This is a genomic window from Thalassospira sp. CH_XMU1420-2 (genome assembly GCF_037029325.1).
GTDB lineage: Bacteria > Pseudomonadota > Alphaproteobacteria > Rhodospirillales > Thalassospiraceae > Thalassospira > Thalassospira povalilytica.
In genome coordinates this window covers 520,565-534,088 of sequence record NZ_JAYMEG010000001.1, presented here as the reverse complement: position 1 = coordinate 534,088, position 13,524 = coordinate 520,565, and the positions used below count along the sequence as shown (strand labels likewise).

The following is a 13,524-nucleotide window of genomic DNA, read 5'->3' as shown; positions in this document are numbered from 1 at the left end:
TCACCAAAGACGGCATCTTGCTATTGGCGATCCCCCCTGTGACAGGTAGGGTGCAAACAGAAATACAGAAATCACGCCAATTCCAGCAGGTTTGCGCCATGAACAAGCCAGATCCGGGAAACCGGTCCACGGTGGATACCAAAACCCTGACCCCGCCGGTCTTTGACCGGAATTTTCAAAAACAGTTCATCGATCTGCTGCTGTGGCGGCGTGATGTGCGGCGGTTCCGCACCGACCCGATCCCGCAAGATGATATCAATGACCTGATCAAGGAAGCCTGCCTTGCGCCGTCGGTTGGCAATTGCCAGCCCTGGCGATTTGTAAAGGTCAATACCCCCGAACGACGCAAAGCCATTCGCGACAGTTTCGAACGCGCCAACAATGACGCGCTTAATGACTATCATGGTGAACGGGCAAAAATGTATGCGTCCCTGAAACTTCAGGGCATGGATCAAGCCCCCGTACAGCTTGCCGTTTTTGCCGACGAAGAAACCGAAGCCGGCATGGGGCTTGGCCGCAAGACCATGCCTGAAATGCTTGATTATTCTGCTGTGGCAGCGGTTCAGCTTTTGTGGCTGGCAGCCCGGGTAAAAGGCATTGGTGTGGGCTGGGTCTCAATCCTTGAACCCGATGTGGTTGGCAAAACCCTTGAAGTCCCCGATCACTGGCGACTGATTGCCTATCTGTGTATCGGCTATCCGGAAGAAGACCACATCGTTCCCGAACTGGTCCGCGAAGGTTGGCAGGATCGCATTGATCCCGATGCCCTGACCCTTGAACGCTGATAACGCCCGCATCTATTCCCATTTCATGATACAAGGATACCAGGATGTCCGCCGACAAAACCCAACCAAACACCCCCGAACAGCCTGAGAAGAAAGGCCTGTCAAACGGTGTCTATTTCAAGATCATGGGCTATTTGCTGACGGCTGGCTGGGTCGGTTTTATTCTGGCTGCATCGGGCGGCGACACCGCTCATCCACTGTTTGACTATATTTTTGTGGTTCCGTTGGCGGGCTGGATCATCGGGATGATCGTGGCACGTATCATCGTCAAAAAGTCCGGGGCAGACCGCCCGTAAGAAGGCATTTAAACAGGATATTTCACCCCAGATTGCAGCAAAGGCGCCGCTGGTCGGGCGCCTTTTTCTTGTCGATCCCACGGATCATGACCTTTTAATTTGGTTCGCGTAGCCGCTCGGGTTTGCGCTGGGCCGCCAAACGAAACCGCCGGAGAGCAGAAAGGAATCATTCAGGGTTTCGCGACGATGCATACCCTGCAGATATAAGCTCTGCCGCTCCGATCAAATTATCAGGTCCTGCCCCTAATCATCATGTCTTTGATTTCGGGATCGTTCATCCCGGTATCGGTCATCATCGGAAAAACCGCCAAGCGTCATAATCCCGATGCCAAGACTGATCCCGCCAAAGGTAACGAACAGTCCGAAAAACAGCAAAAACACAAAAATCGGCGCATCCCGCGATGCCATCGCAAGGCTGTATATGCCGCCAATGTCGAAATAAAGAACCAGCCCACCAAACACCAAGGCACCAAACCCGCCATAGGCAGTATGTTCGATCATGAAGCGCACGATCGACCGGGCCTCACGCGCAGCCTTGCTGTTGCGAATATCCTGTTCGGGACTGCGATCGGGGTCGTTGTGATGCTGTTCCATGCCCTGTCCTTTGTTCAAGGTCAGAACCATTCTAGACATCCATCCCGCGCGATGCTTTGACCAAACGCAATTGATCAAAGCTGACATGACGTAAAGGATCGAGGATTGAAGTCGGGGCTCGGGGCTAGGCGCTGACAGCACCGCTATCTTCGATGACCTCACGCCCGCTTTCGATAATTACAAGACGGATACGCTCGGCTGCGTGATTGACATCATCTGGGCTTTCCCCGCGCACAACCAAAGTCGTGCCAAGTTTCCCTTCGCGCAGGAACGGATAGGACCCGATATCGGTATCCGGGAAATCTCCCTGAATTTCTGCAAGCATCTTGGCGATTGTGCCTTCGGGGATATAACCACCGACAGAGCGCGACACCATCGGCTTGCCACCGACCAGTTGATGTTTGATGCCCTGGAACATGGCCTGCATGATCATCGGCACACCGGCCATGACATAAACATTGTCCATGCGGAAACCCGGCGCCTTTGAAATCGGGTTCTGCACAAGTTCGGCACCGACCGGTACATGCGCCATACGCAGACGCGCCTCGTTCAGGTCTTCGGGGTTTTCATAGTGGCTTTTAAGAAGTTCATGCGCCTTGGCATTGAGTTCAATTTCTACGCCAAACGCCTTGGCAACGCATTCCGATGTAATGTCATCATGGGTCGGCCCGATGCCCCCGGTGGTAAAGACGTAATCAAACTTCGCCCGGCATTCATTGACTGTGGCGATAATGGTGTCTTCGATATCGGGGATCACACGGGCCTCGGCCAGCCGCACGCCGATCTTGTTCAGCTCTTCTGCCAGATAGGGCAGGTTCTTGTCATGGGTACGGCCAGACAGGATTTCATTGCCAATAATAATCAAACAGGCACGGACCGGATCAGACATCACTTCCCCACAACTTCAATATCATTTTCAGACTCTAGACCTTACGCACCTAACAGGCGTCCGGGTCACAGGAAATCGCGCAACATCGCCACCAGCGGCACATCAGCCGGCGGCATCGGATAGTCACCCAGGCGCACCGGACGCACCCACTTTACCTGCTGGCCTTCCATCGGGGTAATTTCCCCTTTCCACACGCGGCACAGATAAAGCGGCATCATCAGATGGAAGTCATCATAGGTAAATGAGGCAAAGGTAAAAGGTGCCAGGCAGCTTTCGGTGATATCAATGCCAAGCTCTTCCTTCAGCTCGCGCACCAGTGCCATTTCCGGGGTTTCACCGGGTTCGACCTTACCACCCGGAAATTCCCAAAGCCCTGCCATGGATTTGCCTTCGGGGCGCTGCGCAATCAATACGCGATGATCGGCATCCACCAGTGCCACGGCACTGACAAACACTGTTTTCCCGGGTGTTTTACCCTGCCGCAAGTCGACCGACATGCAGCCTTTGTCTGGTTGTTGTATTGTCATGACAATGTTTTATCGCGGCCAATGTGCTTCGCCAAGTGCAGAAAAATCCATATGGCAACTTTGGCAATAAATCTAATGCTTCAATCTGTTATCCCTAAGGCAACGTATAGAAAAAACCTCTATTGCGTCCCCTGACAGGTATTGAATGTTCTTTTCTTTCAGATCTACAAAACAGCATGAAAACGGTTTCCGACGCTTCTTTGGCGTCACGGCCAATTCCCTTCTTGCGCTCTTTGTCCTGACGGGATGCGACAAACTTGGCGCCTACAACACCTGGCAGGCGGGAAGCTACGAACCCGATTTCAATGGTCTTTCTTATGGTCACGACATCAGGCAGGTTGTGGACCTTTATCTCCCAAACAGGACGGCCCGCCCGGCGCCACTATTGATCTGGCTTTATGGCGGATCATGGGAGTCTGGTGATAGGGCAAAGTACGCCTTCATCGCCAAAAGGTTCAACCAGCTAGGGTATGCGGTTGCCATTCCGGATTACCGGCTTTTCCCCAATGTGCGCTTTCCTGCTTTTCTTGAAGACACCGCATCTGCCATCGGTTTTCTAAGCCACTATGCTGCACAAAACCCTGATCAGTTACAGCAGAGCCCGGTCATTCTTGCTGGTCATTCTGCCGGGGCTTACAACGCGGTTCAGGTCGTTGCTGATCAGAATTATCTGAAATCAGTCGGCTTGCCCCCAAGTCACATTGCCGGGGTCATCGGGTTATCCGGTCCTTATGACTTTTATCCCTATGACGTCCGGGCAACTCAAAATGCCTTTGGCGACACGCCCCCCGAACGAAGTCAGCCGGTCGCAATGGACCTCTCATCCATGCCGCCACTTTTGCTCATCACCGGCAATCGTGATCAAACTGTTTTCCCGCGCAATTCCCGCAAGCTGGCTGACCTTGCCCCGGATGCAATATATGTCGAAATCGAAGATACCGGACATGCCGGAACTTTGATTGCACTGGGGTTTTATCTGACGACAAACAAGTCTGTGCTTGATCCGGTCGAACAGTTCCTGCGTGATAAACTGCCATCTTTACCCCAACGCTAAAATACCCCACTGAAACAAAAAAACGCGCATTCCGAAGAATGCGCGTTTTGTGATCGATATTACCAGATGCAATCAGGCAAGCTGACCATGGCAATGTTTGTATTTCTTGCCTGAACCGCACGGGCAGGCCTGATTGCGGGCGACACGTCCCCAGGTGGACGGATCGTTCGGGTTCACGGTGCCCGATGCCTGACGTGACTGAACAGTTGCGCTGTCCGATCCCTGTTCGCTGCCTTCAAGTTCGTCGCGGTTTTCGTGCATTTCCTGCTGCGGACGACGGGCTTCAAGGTCTTCGGGGCGCGGTGCGGATTGCAGTTCAACATGTGACAGCATCTGGGTCACACGTTCGCGCAGATTGGCCAGCATCCCTTCAAACATGTTGAATGCTTCACGCTTGAATTCATTCAGCGGATCGCGCTGTCCATAGGCCCGAAGCCCAATGCCCTGACGCAGATGATCAAGCGCCAGAAGGTGCTCTTTCCACGACTGATCGAGCAGCTGAAGAACAAGGCTTTTCTCGACCTGACGCATGATGTCCGCGCCGTAATTCGCAACCTTGGCAGCCATTTTTTCAGATGCTGCCTTTTCGATGCGTTCACGCATGACTTCCTGATCGATGCCTTCTTCCTTGACCCATTCCGAAATCGGAAGATCAAGGCCCAGAAGTCTCGTGGTTTCCTCATGCAGGCTCGCGACTTCCCACTGTTCCGGGTAAACCTTTGCCGGGCAGTATTTCTCGACAAGTTCTTCGATCACTTCGGCACGCATGTCGGCCACGTCTTCGGCGACATGCTTGGCCTGCATCAGATCACGGCGCTGCTCATAAACGACCTTACGCTGGTCATTCATGACATCGTCAAATTTCAGAACGTTCTTACGAATGTCGAAGTTACGTGCTTCAACTTTCTGCTGGGCCTTTTCAAGCGCCTTGTTGATCCACGGATGGTAGATCGCCTCGCCTTCCTGAAGCCCCAGTTTCTGAAGCATCCCGTCCATGCGCTCGGACCCGAAAATACGCATCAGATCATCTTCAAGCGACAGATAGAATTTCGAACCGCCCGGGTCACCCTGACGACCGGAACGACCACGCAGCTGGTTGTCCACGCGGCGTGATTCATGACGTTCGGTACCAATCACAAACAGACCACCGGCAGCCAGAACCTTTTCCTGATCGGCTTTGACTTCGGCTTTGATTTTTTCAATTGCAGCCGCGCGCTTGGCCTCGTCAGTAACGTCAGCCAGTTCATGTTCGACACGCATCTCGACGTTACCGCCAAGTTTGATGTCCGTACCACGACCGGCCATGTTGGTGGCGATCGTAATCGCGCCGGGCGCACCGGCCTGGGCAACGATCAATGCTTCGCGTTCATGCTGCTTGGCATTGAGAACTTCGTGCGGAATTTTCTTCTGCTTAAGAAGGTCAGACAGAATTTCCGATTTTTCGATCGAGACGGTCCCAACCAGTGCCGGCTGACCGCGTTCGTGGCAATCTGCAAGCTGTTCAGCAATTGCCACCCATTTTTCCTTGGCCGTGCGATAGATCTCGTCATCGGCATCCTTACGGGCAATCGGGCGATGGGTCGGGATTTCGACAACCTGCAGACCATAGATTTCTTCGAATTCCTCGGCCTCGGTCATTGCCGTACCGGTCATGCCTGCCAGGGTCGGATACAGACGGAAATAGTTCTGGAACGTGATCGATGCCAGCGTCTGGTTTTCGTTCTGGATTTTGACCTTTTCCTTGGCTTCAAGCGCCTGATGCAGGCCATCGGAATAACGGCGGCCTTCCATCATACGACCGGTAAATTCGTCAATGATGACGACCTTGTCGTCCTTGACGATGTAATCGGTGTCCTTCTGGAACAGCTTGTGCGCACGAAGGGCCTGGTTGACGTGATGGACAAGATGAACGTTGGCAACGTCATAAAGCGTGCCTTCGGTCAGGATGCCCATTTCCATCAAAAGCTGTTCGGCGTGCTCGGTCCCGTCTTCGGTCAGGGTAACGGCACGGGCTTTTTCATCTTTTTCGAAATCATCTTCGGTCAGTTTCGGGATCAGGACATCGATCGCACGATACAGTTCCGAGCTGTCTTCGGCCGGACCGGAAATAATCAGCGGGGTACGGGCTTCGTCAATCAGGATCGAGTCGACTTCATCAACGATCGCAAAGTTGAACGGGCGCTGTACCATGTCTTCAAGGCGGAACTTCATGTTATCACGCAGATAATCAAAGCCCAGCTCGTTGTTGGTCGCATAGGTGATGTCACACGCATATGCCTCGCGGCGCTGATCATCGGTCATGCCATGCATGATCACGCCAACCGAAAGACCAAGGAAGCCATACACTTCGCCCATCCATTCCGCATCGCGGCGGGCCAGATAATCGTTGACGGTCACCACATGAACGCCCTTGCCTTCAAGCGCATTCAAATAAACCGGCAAGGTTGAAACAAGCGTTTTACCTTCACCGGTTTTCATTTCGGCAATCTTGCCCTGGCACAGAACCATGCCCCCAAGCAGCTGGACATCGTAATGCCGTTCGCCGCGAACACGTTTGGATGCCTCGCGGATGGTGGCGAATGTATCTGGCAGAATATCGGTAAGAGTCTCGCCGTTTTTCAGACGTTCGCGCAGCCAGTCCGTGCGGGCGCGCAGTTCGTCGTCACTAAGCTTTTCGACTTCGGGTTCCAGGGCATTGATTTGCTCGACCGTGGCCCGCAGGGCTTTGACTTCACGATCGTTAGCTGAACCGAAAATTTTCCGGGCAATGGCGCCGAGCATTAATACGTTCCTGAACAAATGAATAAAGACACGATTAGGCAACGGCAGAAAGCCGAGCCCGATCACAGATAGAACCCTGCCTGCCATCTGTCAACGGAACGAACCAATATCGCTAATGTTGGGCCGAAAATAGGCACCGATCGAACCACCGTTTCACGCCCGATCACCATGCCAGGGAGAGTTGGCTTTGCCCCTGATCGCTTCTGACTTGAGAAATGCACAAAAAAACCGTATTATTTGGTCCACAGTTTTAAACTTCAAAGAGCATGTAGCTCAGTTCCGGCAATCAAAAAGGGTTTTGTCCCGATGCCTGAACGCATCCTCAGGAGGAGGAAATGGTAGATTTCTCCGCGCTTAATCCGTTCCGTCAAGGCCAATCCAGCCTGCAGGACGCGCGTCAGACCATTGCAAAACCCGGCACAGAAAACGGTCAGGACTCCGCACAGGCGAATGCCAATGCGCGCAGCCGTATGGACCCGGTTGCCCTGTCTGATGATGCGCTGGCCGCTCATACTGAAAGCCAGCAGCTCGCACCGGCCAATGGCAAAACCCTTTCAAACAAACCGCTGACGACCGAAGAATTGTTTGAGCGCGCCCTTGATGCGTCGCTTGACATGATCCGCGGCAGTGTCCAGGAAATGTTTGCCCTGTCCGGGATGAGCCAAGAAGACGCAATTGCCGCAACCGATGCCATGTTTGACGGCATTCGCGATGCCGCAAAGGGTCAGGACCAGTTTGAATTTTCCTTTGACCAGGCCATTGCAAGTCACAGCAAGACAGCGATTTCGTATGCTGGCGCGAATGGTGCCGCCGTTGGTGTTTCCGAAACTGCCATGATGGCCGTCCAATCGCTTGATATCAGCATCAATAACGATACCGGCGAATTCTCGTTCAATTATCAGGCCGCCAAAATCGAGGTTGTCCGTACCGAAGCTGTTGCCATCGGCAACAGCATGGGTGCGGCACTGGGTGCGCTTGGCACGGTAATGGACGGCCTTGGCGGCGGTTCCCTTGTTGATATGCTTGGCAACCCGGCCAATGCCGAAGATGGCGGATTGCTGTTTGATATGAATGATAACGGAGTCGCCGAGTTCATCCGCGAATTGATGAATGCAACAGTCGGTTCGGATGATAGCAAATCTGGCGACGGCGAAGACGCATCCGCAACCCCGGCAACCGGCCAGTCGATTGCAGCAGAACGAATGGCTGCACTCAATGCCCAGATCACCGAACAGTTCATGGAACAGGCGACATTGATCGTCCGTGGCATCCGCCAGTCCGAACCGCAAGAAGGTACTGACAACAATCAGTTGAAACTTACCGTCGACATGTTGATGCCGATGGGACGTTTTGGTCAGGACGGCGGTGATGCAACCTTCACCTTCCCGACCGGCGAAACCGTACCGGTGATCGACCCGTCACAGGAACAGGATGTTCTGATTTAACTGCAAACGGGATGCCCTGTGGCATCCCGCAGCCCTTCAGGAAGGAGGCGCTGAATGTTTGACCATACCAGCCTGACAAATCCGACGGCCCATCAAAATGCCGCCACGGCCGCAGTGTCGCAGGCCGCATCACAAAATGCGCTCAGCGTAGCCGCAAAGTCCGGTGACAATGACGCAGCCGACGGGGAACTTGCCCGTCAGCGCGCGATCGTCGATCAGATTGATCTCAGCATCGAAGCAAACCAGCGTATAGAACAAACGTTAGGCCAATTGCAGCGCCCGGTTTTCGAAGTTCAGACCAACGCCCTTGATGTGGTCAATGCCGTCAAACCGGCAATGGACGAAGCCCAGACGCGAATGAACCGCGAAGCTTTCATTGTGCTGGCAATGATGGGCATTCCCCCGGCCAAGGCACGCGCCATGGCAAATGCCATGACCGGTGGCGCCCCCGAAGATATGGCCGTTTCCGGTGCGAACGGTTCCGGTCGGGCGATTTCGGCACAGGAACTGTCACTGAACATCAGCAACGGCGCAAACCAGATTAATCTTGGTGCCCTGTCCGTTTCATCCCAACGGGTTGAAATCGATATCAGTGCCTTTGAAGCGAAATTTTCGCGCATCGGTGGTCAGGCAAATGTCTCGATCTCGGAATTCAAGGCACATATCGAAATGGTGCGGATCGAAATTGCCCAGATATTCCAGCAAGACCCCCTGATCCTTGACCTTGATGGCAACGGCATAGACATCACAAGCCTCAAGGACGGGCAGCTGTTTGACATTGATGGCGATGGCACGCTTGACCAGACCGCCTGGATAAAGGGCGCAGATGCCCTTTTGGCACTTGACCGCAATGGTGATGGTGAAATCAACGATGGTCGCGAATTGTTTGGTGACCAGCATGGCGCCAAGGACGGCTTCGCGGAACTGTCGAAATTTGACGACAATCTTGATGGCCTGATTGACCAGCAGGACGGCGTATTTTCATCCCTTGTCTTGCTGCGCGCTGATGGCAGCCAGCAAGGCCTGGCTGATGCCGGCATCAAATCCATTTCGCTTGCCATGGTAACCCCGATCGATAAACGCCTGATCGGGGGTGATCTGGTGGCACAGTCGAAGTTTGAACGCGATGACGGATCAACAGGTCAGGTCGGCGAAGTCTTTTTTGACGTGAAAGCCTGATCAGCCCCACCCCAAATTTCACAAATCGGTCATTCACCGGATTTGACATGCCCGCGCCCTTGAAACGGATTTTGATGACGCGGATGACCGCGGGCATTTTCACAGCTATTTGGCGCGCAAAGTCATATTTTTACTCTTGCATGTAAGGGTTTCACATTTTGGACAGATTGCTTTGCGAAAAAGCCCGACTTCCACGGCGAAGCCTTGTGCATGACCCGCTTATGTGATTTACCCGTGGAGAGAGGCACTGGGCTGAAAGCCCGCGAAATCAAAGTCTGGAGAAACTATGCTGCGCAATACCCTTCTTGCCGCGTCGCTGGCATCCGTCATTTTTGCATCCCCTGTTCTGGCACAGGATGCTGCACCGGCCGAAGACCCGGTTCTGGCAACGGTGAACGGCGAAGAAATTCTGGAATCTGAAGTCCGTGCAACCCAACAGGGCCTGCCGCAACAGTATCGCCAGCTGCCGTTCGAAATGCTCAAGGCCGATCTGCTGACCCGCGAAATCAACCAGCGCCTGCTGATGATTGCAGGTAGCGACGCCGGTCTTGCCGACGACGAGGAAGTCAAGGAACGCGTCGAAGCGCTTGAGCGCCGCGTGATTGCCGAAACCTATCTTGACCGTGCGCTTGACGATGCTGTCACCGAAGACGCGATCAAGGCAAAATATGATGAGTTCGTCGCAAACAACGAACCCGAACCACAGGTTCATGCCCGTCATATCCTTCTTGAAAACGAAGAAGACGCCAAAGCAGTCATCGCCGAACTTGATGATGGTGCGGACTTCGTAGAACTCGCCAAGGAAAAGTCGACCGGCCCGTCCGCCCCGAATGGTGGCGATCTTGGCTTCTTTAACCGTGCTGACATGGTTGCCCCGTTTGCCGAAGCAGCCTTTGCAATGGAAGCCGGCACCTATTCCAAAGAACCGGTTCAGACCCAGTTCGGCTGGCACGTGATCAAGGTTGAAGAAAAGAAAGAAGGCACCCAGCCTTCGCTTGACGAAGTTCGTCAGCAACTGACTGCCGAAGTCACCCGCGATGCCATCAACACCATTGTTGAAGGCCTACGCGAAAAGGCCGACATCGTGAACAATGTCGAAAAAGCAGCAGAAGAAGCTGCCAAGGACGCACCGGCAGAAGACAAGAAGAACTAATCAGCCCGGCTCATACCGACTGATCTTGAATTCACTTGAACCAAACGGGGTGCGGCCACTGGCTTCACCCCGTTTGTGTTGCCGATCACCGATCTGAATAAATGCATTCTGCTGCTTGCTTTTCGTCACCGTTGCGGCAGGATGAACCAAACTTGTCCATTTAAGGAAATTGCACTGATGGTAGCGACCTCGCTTTCACCGCTTGCCCCCGCAGGGTTCCCTGAACTCCCGGCTATTGCCGGTGTCAAACTGCATACCGCCACCCTTGGCATTCGATACAAGGGCCGCCCGGATGTTCTGTTTGCCGAACTTGAACCGGGCACCCAGGTTGCTGGTGTCTTCACGACATCGACCACCGCATCTGCGGCTGTTCGTTGGGGCCGCGAAGCACTCAAAGGCGGGACCGCACGTGCATTTTTTGTCAATGCGGGCAACTCGGTCGCCTTTACCGGCAAGGCCGGCGAAAAGTTCGTCGCAGATAAGGTCGAAAGCGCTGCCAAGGCCCTTGGCTGTGCCAAAAATGAAATCTTCACCGCTTCGACCGGGGTCATTGGCGAGCCAACCACCGCAACCCGCATTACCGATGCGCTGGACGATATTCTTGCCAATGATGCAGGTTGGCTTGATGCGGCCAAGGCCATCATGACCACCGACACCTTCCCCAAAGGGGCGTCGGCGACCGCGACCATCAATGGCACCAAAGTCACCATTGCCGGCATTGCCAAGGGATCAGGCATGATTGAACCGAACATGGCCACCATGCTCGGCTTTGTCTTCACCGATGCGGCCCTTCCGCACAGTGTCCTTCAGGCATTGCTGTCGGACTGCAACAATCGCAGCTTCAACGCGATTACGGTGGATAGCGACACCTCCACGTCTGACACCTTGCTGCTTGCCGCTACCGGCAAGGCCGGCAATGACACCGTGTCTGATGCCAATGACCCGGCGATCGCCGAATTCAAGGATGCTCTTGAAGGTGTTCTTCGTGATCTTGCCCATCAGATCGTTCGCGACGGCGAAGGTGCATCGAAATTCATCACGGTCAATGTCACCGGCGCAGTGAATGAAAAAGAAGCCAAAATTGCTGCCAAGGCGATTGCCAATTCCCCGCTGGTCAAAACCGCAATTGCCGGTGAAGACGCCAACTGGGGCCGTATCGTCATGGCTGTTGGCAAATGCGGTGTGACCGCGGATCCGAACAAACTGACCGTTTCCATTGGCGGCATTGAACTTGCGAAGAACGGCGAACGGGTCGCCGATTATGACGAAGGCCCGGTCGAAGCCCATATCAAGGGCCAGTATATCGACATTGCAGCGGATCTTGGCTTTGGCGATGGTGCGGCCACGGTATGGACCTGTGACCTGACCCATGGCTATATCTCGATCAATGCGGATTACCGCAGCTGATCGACGATCGTCTGATCAAACATTAAAAAAAACGCCGCCTGCCCGGGCGGCGTTTTGCATTTCACATGATGGTGTAATGCCCGATTACTTGCGGCCCGGGATATAGCCATTAAGGATCAGACCAACGTTTGATCCTTCAAGTTCGACTTCGGTCAAATCCGTTGCGCCAAATGCAACACCGGCAACATTCGCCTTGGTCAGATTGGCGCCTTTCATCTGGGTTTCTTCAAAAACCGAATTGCGCAAATCAGCCTGTTCGAAATTGGCATTGGTCAGATCGGCCCGCCAGACAGAGCCGGTTTTGGCCCCCTTCTTATCGCGCTGATCGACACCGCCGAATTTCACGCCCTGAAACACGGCCTCGGTGCAGTCGGCATTTGCCATACGCACCCCGTCAAGTACCGCCCCGTTCATGCGGACCTTGTGCATATCGGTATCGCGCATTGAACACATGGCAAGAATGGTGTCGACAAACAGCGCGCCGCGCAGGATGCATTTGTCAAAACACGCCCCCGAAAGATCAAGCCCCGAAAAATCAAGCCCGCTCAGATCGCGACCAACCGCAATCATCGGAACACCGCTTTTCCCGCTTGTCGAAAGCCATTCACTATGCCCGTTGACCAGATCGCGAATATCGTCAGCCAGCGGTGCGGACGGTGTTCCGCCACCGATCGAATAGGATGTATTCGCCTGACTGATATCGACATCTGTCATGTCCACATTGCGCAGGTTCGCCCCGCTCAGATCCGCACCAACCAGTTCACAGCCGGCAAGTTTCGCCCCCTTGAGGTTGGCATTGCGCAATTTCGCACCGCTGAGGTTACAGCCCGTAAGATCCGCACCTTCAAGGTTGACGGCAAACATGTTGGCATCGCTCATATCAGTGTGGGCCAGCCGCGAACCGGACATATTGGCCCCCGACAGATTGGCCCCCCACATCATTGCACCTTCAAGATCGGTGTTGCTCATGTCGGTGGCTTTTTTGACCGGGCGTTCCTGGCTGCCCTCGACCACGACCATGATGCCTGCACGCAGATCAATGCCGCTTAAATTGGCGTATCGCAATTTGCTGCGTGCCATGTTCGCACCACGAAGGTCGGCACGCAAAAAGCTTGATCCTTCAAGATCAGCTTCGACAAAATTGGCTCCGAACAGATCGCAATAATCAAAACAGACCTGGTGCGCGGTTGCCTGAATGAAGTTCGCGCCGGGCAGGACGGCCTCCTGCAAGCTGATTTTGCTCATCTTGATGCGCGACAGGTTGCCGTTGCGCACCTGCATGCGCCGGCCACCCGGTTTCTGGTTCAGATAAAGCTGATGCAATTTGATTGCATCAATCAGCTCGGCACGCGCTGTCATGTGACCAATTTTCCCCCACACCAAGATCACACTGTTTTGTATTAATCTAATAAAC

At 54.0% G+C, this 13,524-nt stretch carries 12 protein-coding genes; 7 read left to right on the top strand and 5 right to left on the bottom strand.

Translation table 11 applies throughout. From position 1 onward, the window contains the following. Positions 1 to 98: 98 nt before the first annotated feature. Positions 99 to 785 carry a 5,6-dimethylbenzimidazole synthase gene (gene bluB / locus WA429_RS02370; protein WP_287464367.1) on the top strand — a complete coding sequence of 229 codons (687 nt, stop codon included), beginning with the start codon at positions 99 to 101 and terminating at the stop codon, positions 783 to 785. A gap of 44 nt (positions 786 to 829) precedes the next feature. Next, on the top strand, positions 830 to 1,081 hold the full coding sequence (locus WA429_RS02365; RefSeq protein ID WP_101245329.1) for a hypothetical protein: 252 nt from the start codon (positions 830 to 832) through the stop codon (positions 1,079 to 1,081). A gap of 243 nt (positions 1,082 to 1,324) precedes the next feature. On the opposite strand, the gene WA429_RS02360 is transcribed toward WA429_RS02365, so the two are convergent. From WA429_RS02360 to mutT, 3 genes are all read right to left on the bottom strand, one after another. Continuing rightward, positions 1,325 to 1,675, bottom strand: coding sequence for a hypothetical protein (locus WA429_RS02360; RefSeq protein WP_228194635.1), 351 nt, complete (start codon positions 1,673 to 1,675; stop codon positions 1,325 to 1,327). 124 nt (positions 1,676 to 1,799) lie between these two features. After that, positions 1,800 to 2,564, bottom strand: coding sequence for a competence/damage-inducible protein A (locus WA429_RS02355; protein WP_287464368.1), 765 nt, complete (start codon positions 2,562 to 2,564; stop codon positions 1,800 to 1,802). 65 nt (positions 2,565 to 2,629) lie between these two features. Then, positions 2,630 to 3,061, bottom strand: coding sequence for an 8-oxo-dGTP diphosphatase MutT (gene mutT / locus WA429_RS02350; protein WP_114112799.1), 432 nt, complete (start codon positions 3,059 to 3,061; stop codon positions 2,630 to 2,632). A gap of 175 nt (positions 3,062 to 3,236) precedes the next feature. Between mutT and WA429_RS02345 the strand changes: the two genes are divergently transcribed. Then, the gene (locus tag WA429_RS02345; protein WP_287464369.1) at positions 3,237 to 4,145 is read left to right on the top strand and encodes an alpha/beta hydrolase; all 909 of its coding nucleotides are present in this window, start codon (positions 3,237 to 3,239) and stop codon (positions 4,143 to 4,145) included. 72 nt (positions 4,146 to 4,217) lie between these two features. Here the strand turns inward: WA429_RS02345 and secA are convergent, their stop codons facing one another. Beyond that, on the bottom strand, positions 4,218 to 6,926 hold the full coding sequence (secA, locus tag WA429_RS02340; protein ID WP_287464370.1) for a preprotein translocase subunit SecA: 2,709 nt from the start codon (positions 6,924 to 6,926) through the stop codon (positions 4,218 to 4,220). A gap of 335 nt (positions 6,927 to 7,261) precedes the next feature. Between secA and WA429_RS02335 the strand changes: the two genes are divergently transcribed. The 4 genes from WA429_RS02335 (at position 7,262) to argJ (ending at position 12,110) form a co-directional block, all read left to right on the top strand. Further along, on the top strand, positions 7,262 to 8,371 hold the full coding sequence (locus tag WA429_RS02335) for a hypothetical protein (protein WP_287464371.1): 1,110 nt from the start codon (positions 7,262 to 7,264) through the stop codon (positions 8,369 to 8,371). Positions 8,372 to 8,425: 54 nt separating this feature from the next. Beyond that, positions 8,426 to 9,550: a hypothetical protein gene (locus WA429_RS02330; RefSeq protein ID WP_287464372.1), complete on the top strand. Its 1,125-nt coding sequence runs from the start codon at positions 8,426 to 8,428 to the stop codon at positions 9,548 to 9,550. A 286-nt stretch (positions 9,551 to 9,836) separates the two neighbouring features. Beyond that, positions 9,837 to 10,703 carry a peptidylprolyl isomerase gene (locus WA429_RS02325; protein ID WP_101245322.1) on the top strand — a complete coding sequence of 289 codons (867 nt, stop codon included), beginning with the start codon at positions 9,837 to 9,839 and terminating at the stop codon, positions 10,701 to 10,703. Positions 10,704 to 10,880: 177 nt separating this feature from the next. Next, positions 10,881 to 12,110 carry a bifunctional glutamate N-acetyltransferase/amino-acid acetyltransferase ArgJ gene (gene argJ, locus WA429_RS02320; RefSeq protein WP_287464373.1) on the top strand — a complete coding sequence of 410 codons (1,230 nt, stop codon included), beginning with the start codon at positions 10,881 to 10,883 and terminating at the stop codon, positions 12,108 to 12,110. 84 nt (positions 12,111 to 12,194) lie between these two features. On the opposite strand, the gene WA429_RS02315 is transcribed toward argJ, so the two are convergent. Beyond that, positions 12,195 to 13,469: a pentapeptide repeat-containing protein gene (locus WA429_RS02315; RefSeq protein WP_101245320.1), complete on the bottom strand. Its 1,275-nt coding sequence runs from the start codon at positions 13,467 to 13,469 to the stop codon at positions 12,195 to 12,197. Positions 13,470 to 13,524: the final 55 nt, after the last annotated feature.

Bases quoted from the DNA above. Each gene is read 5' to 3' on its own strand.
- WA429_RS02330 (WP_287464372.1), top strand. From the start codon at position 8,426: ATGTTTGACCATACCAGCCTGACAAATCCGACGGCCCATCAAAATGCC.
- WA429_RS02325 (WP_101245322.1), top strand. From the start codon at position 9,837: ATGCTGCGCAATACCCTTCTTGCCGCGTCGCTGGCATCCGTCATTTTT.
- WA429_RS02360 (WP_228194635.1), bottom strand. From the start codon at position 1,675: ATGGAACAGCATCACAACGACCCCGATCGCAGTCCCGAACAGGATATT.
- mutT (WP_114112799.1), bottom strand. From the start codon at position 3,061: ATGTCGGTCGACTTGCGGCAGGGTAAAACACCCGGGAAAACAGTGTTT.
- WA429_RS02365 (WP_101245329.1), top strand. From the start codon at position 830: ATGTCCGCCGACAAAACCCAACCAAACACCCCCGAACAGCCTGAGAAG.
- secA (WP_287464370.1), bottom strand. From the start codon at position 6,926: ATGCTCGGCGCCATTGCCCGGAAAATTTTCGGTTCAGCTAACGATCGT.
- WA429_RS02355 (WP_287464368.1), bottom strand. From the start codon at position 2,564: ATGTCTGATCCGGTCCGTGCCTGTTTGATTATTATTGGCAATGAAATC.
- WA429_RS02315 (WP_101245320.1), bottom strand. From the start codon at position 13,469: ATGACAGCGCGTGCCGAGCTGATTGATGCAATCAAATTGCATCAGCTT.
- WA429_RS02345 (WP_287464369.1), top strand. From the start codon at position 3,237: ATGTTCTTTTCTTTCAGATCTACAAAACAGCATGAAAACGGTTTCCGA.
- bluB (WP_287464367.1), top strand. From the start codon at position 99: ATGAACAAGCCAGATCCGGGAAACCGGTCCACGGTGGATACCAAAACC.
- argJ (WP_287464373.1), top strand. From the start codon at position 10,881: ATGGTAGCGACCTCGCTTTCACCGCTTGCCCCCGCAGGGTTCCCTGAA.
- WA429_RS02335 (WP_287464371.1), top strand. From the start codon at position 7,262: ATGGTAGATTTCTCCGCGCTTAATCCGTTCCGTCAAGGCCAATCCAGC.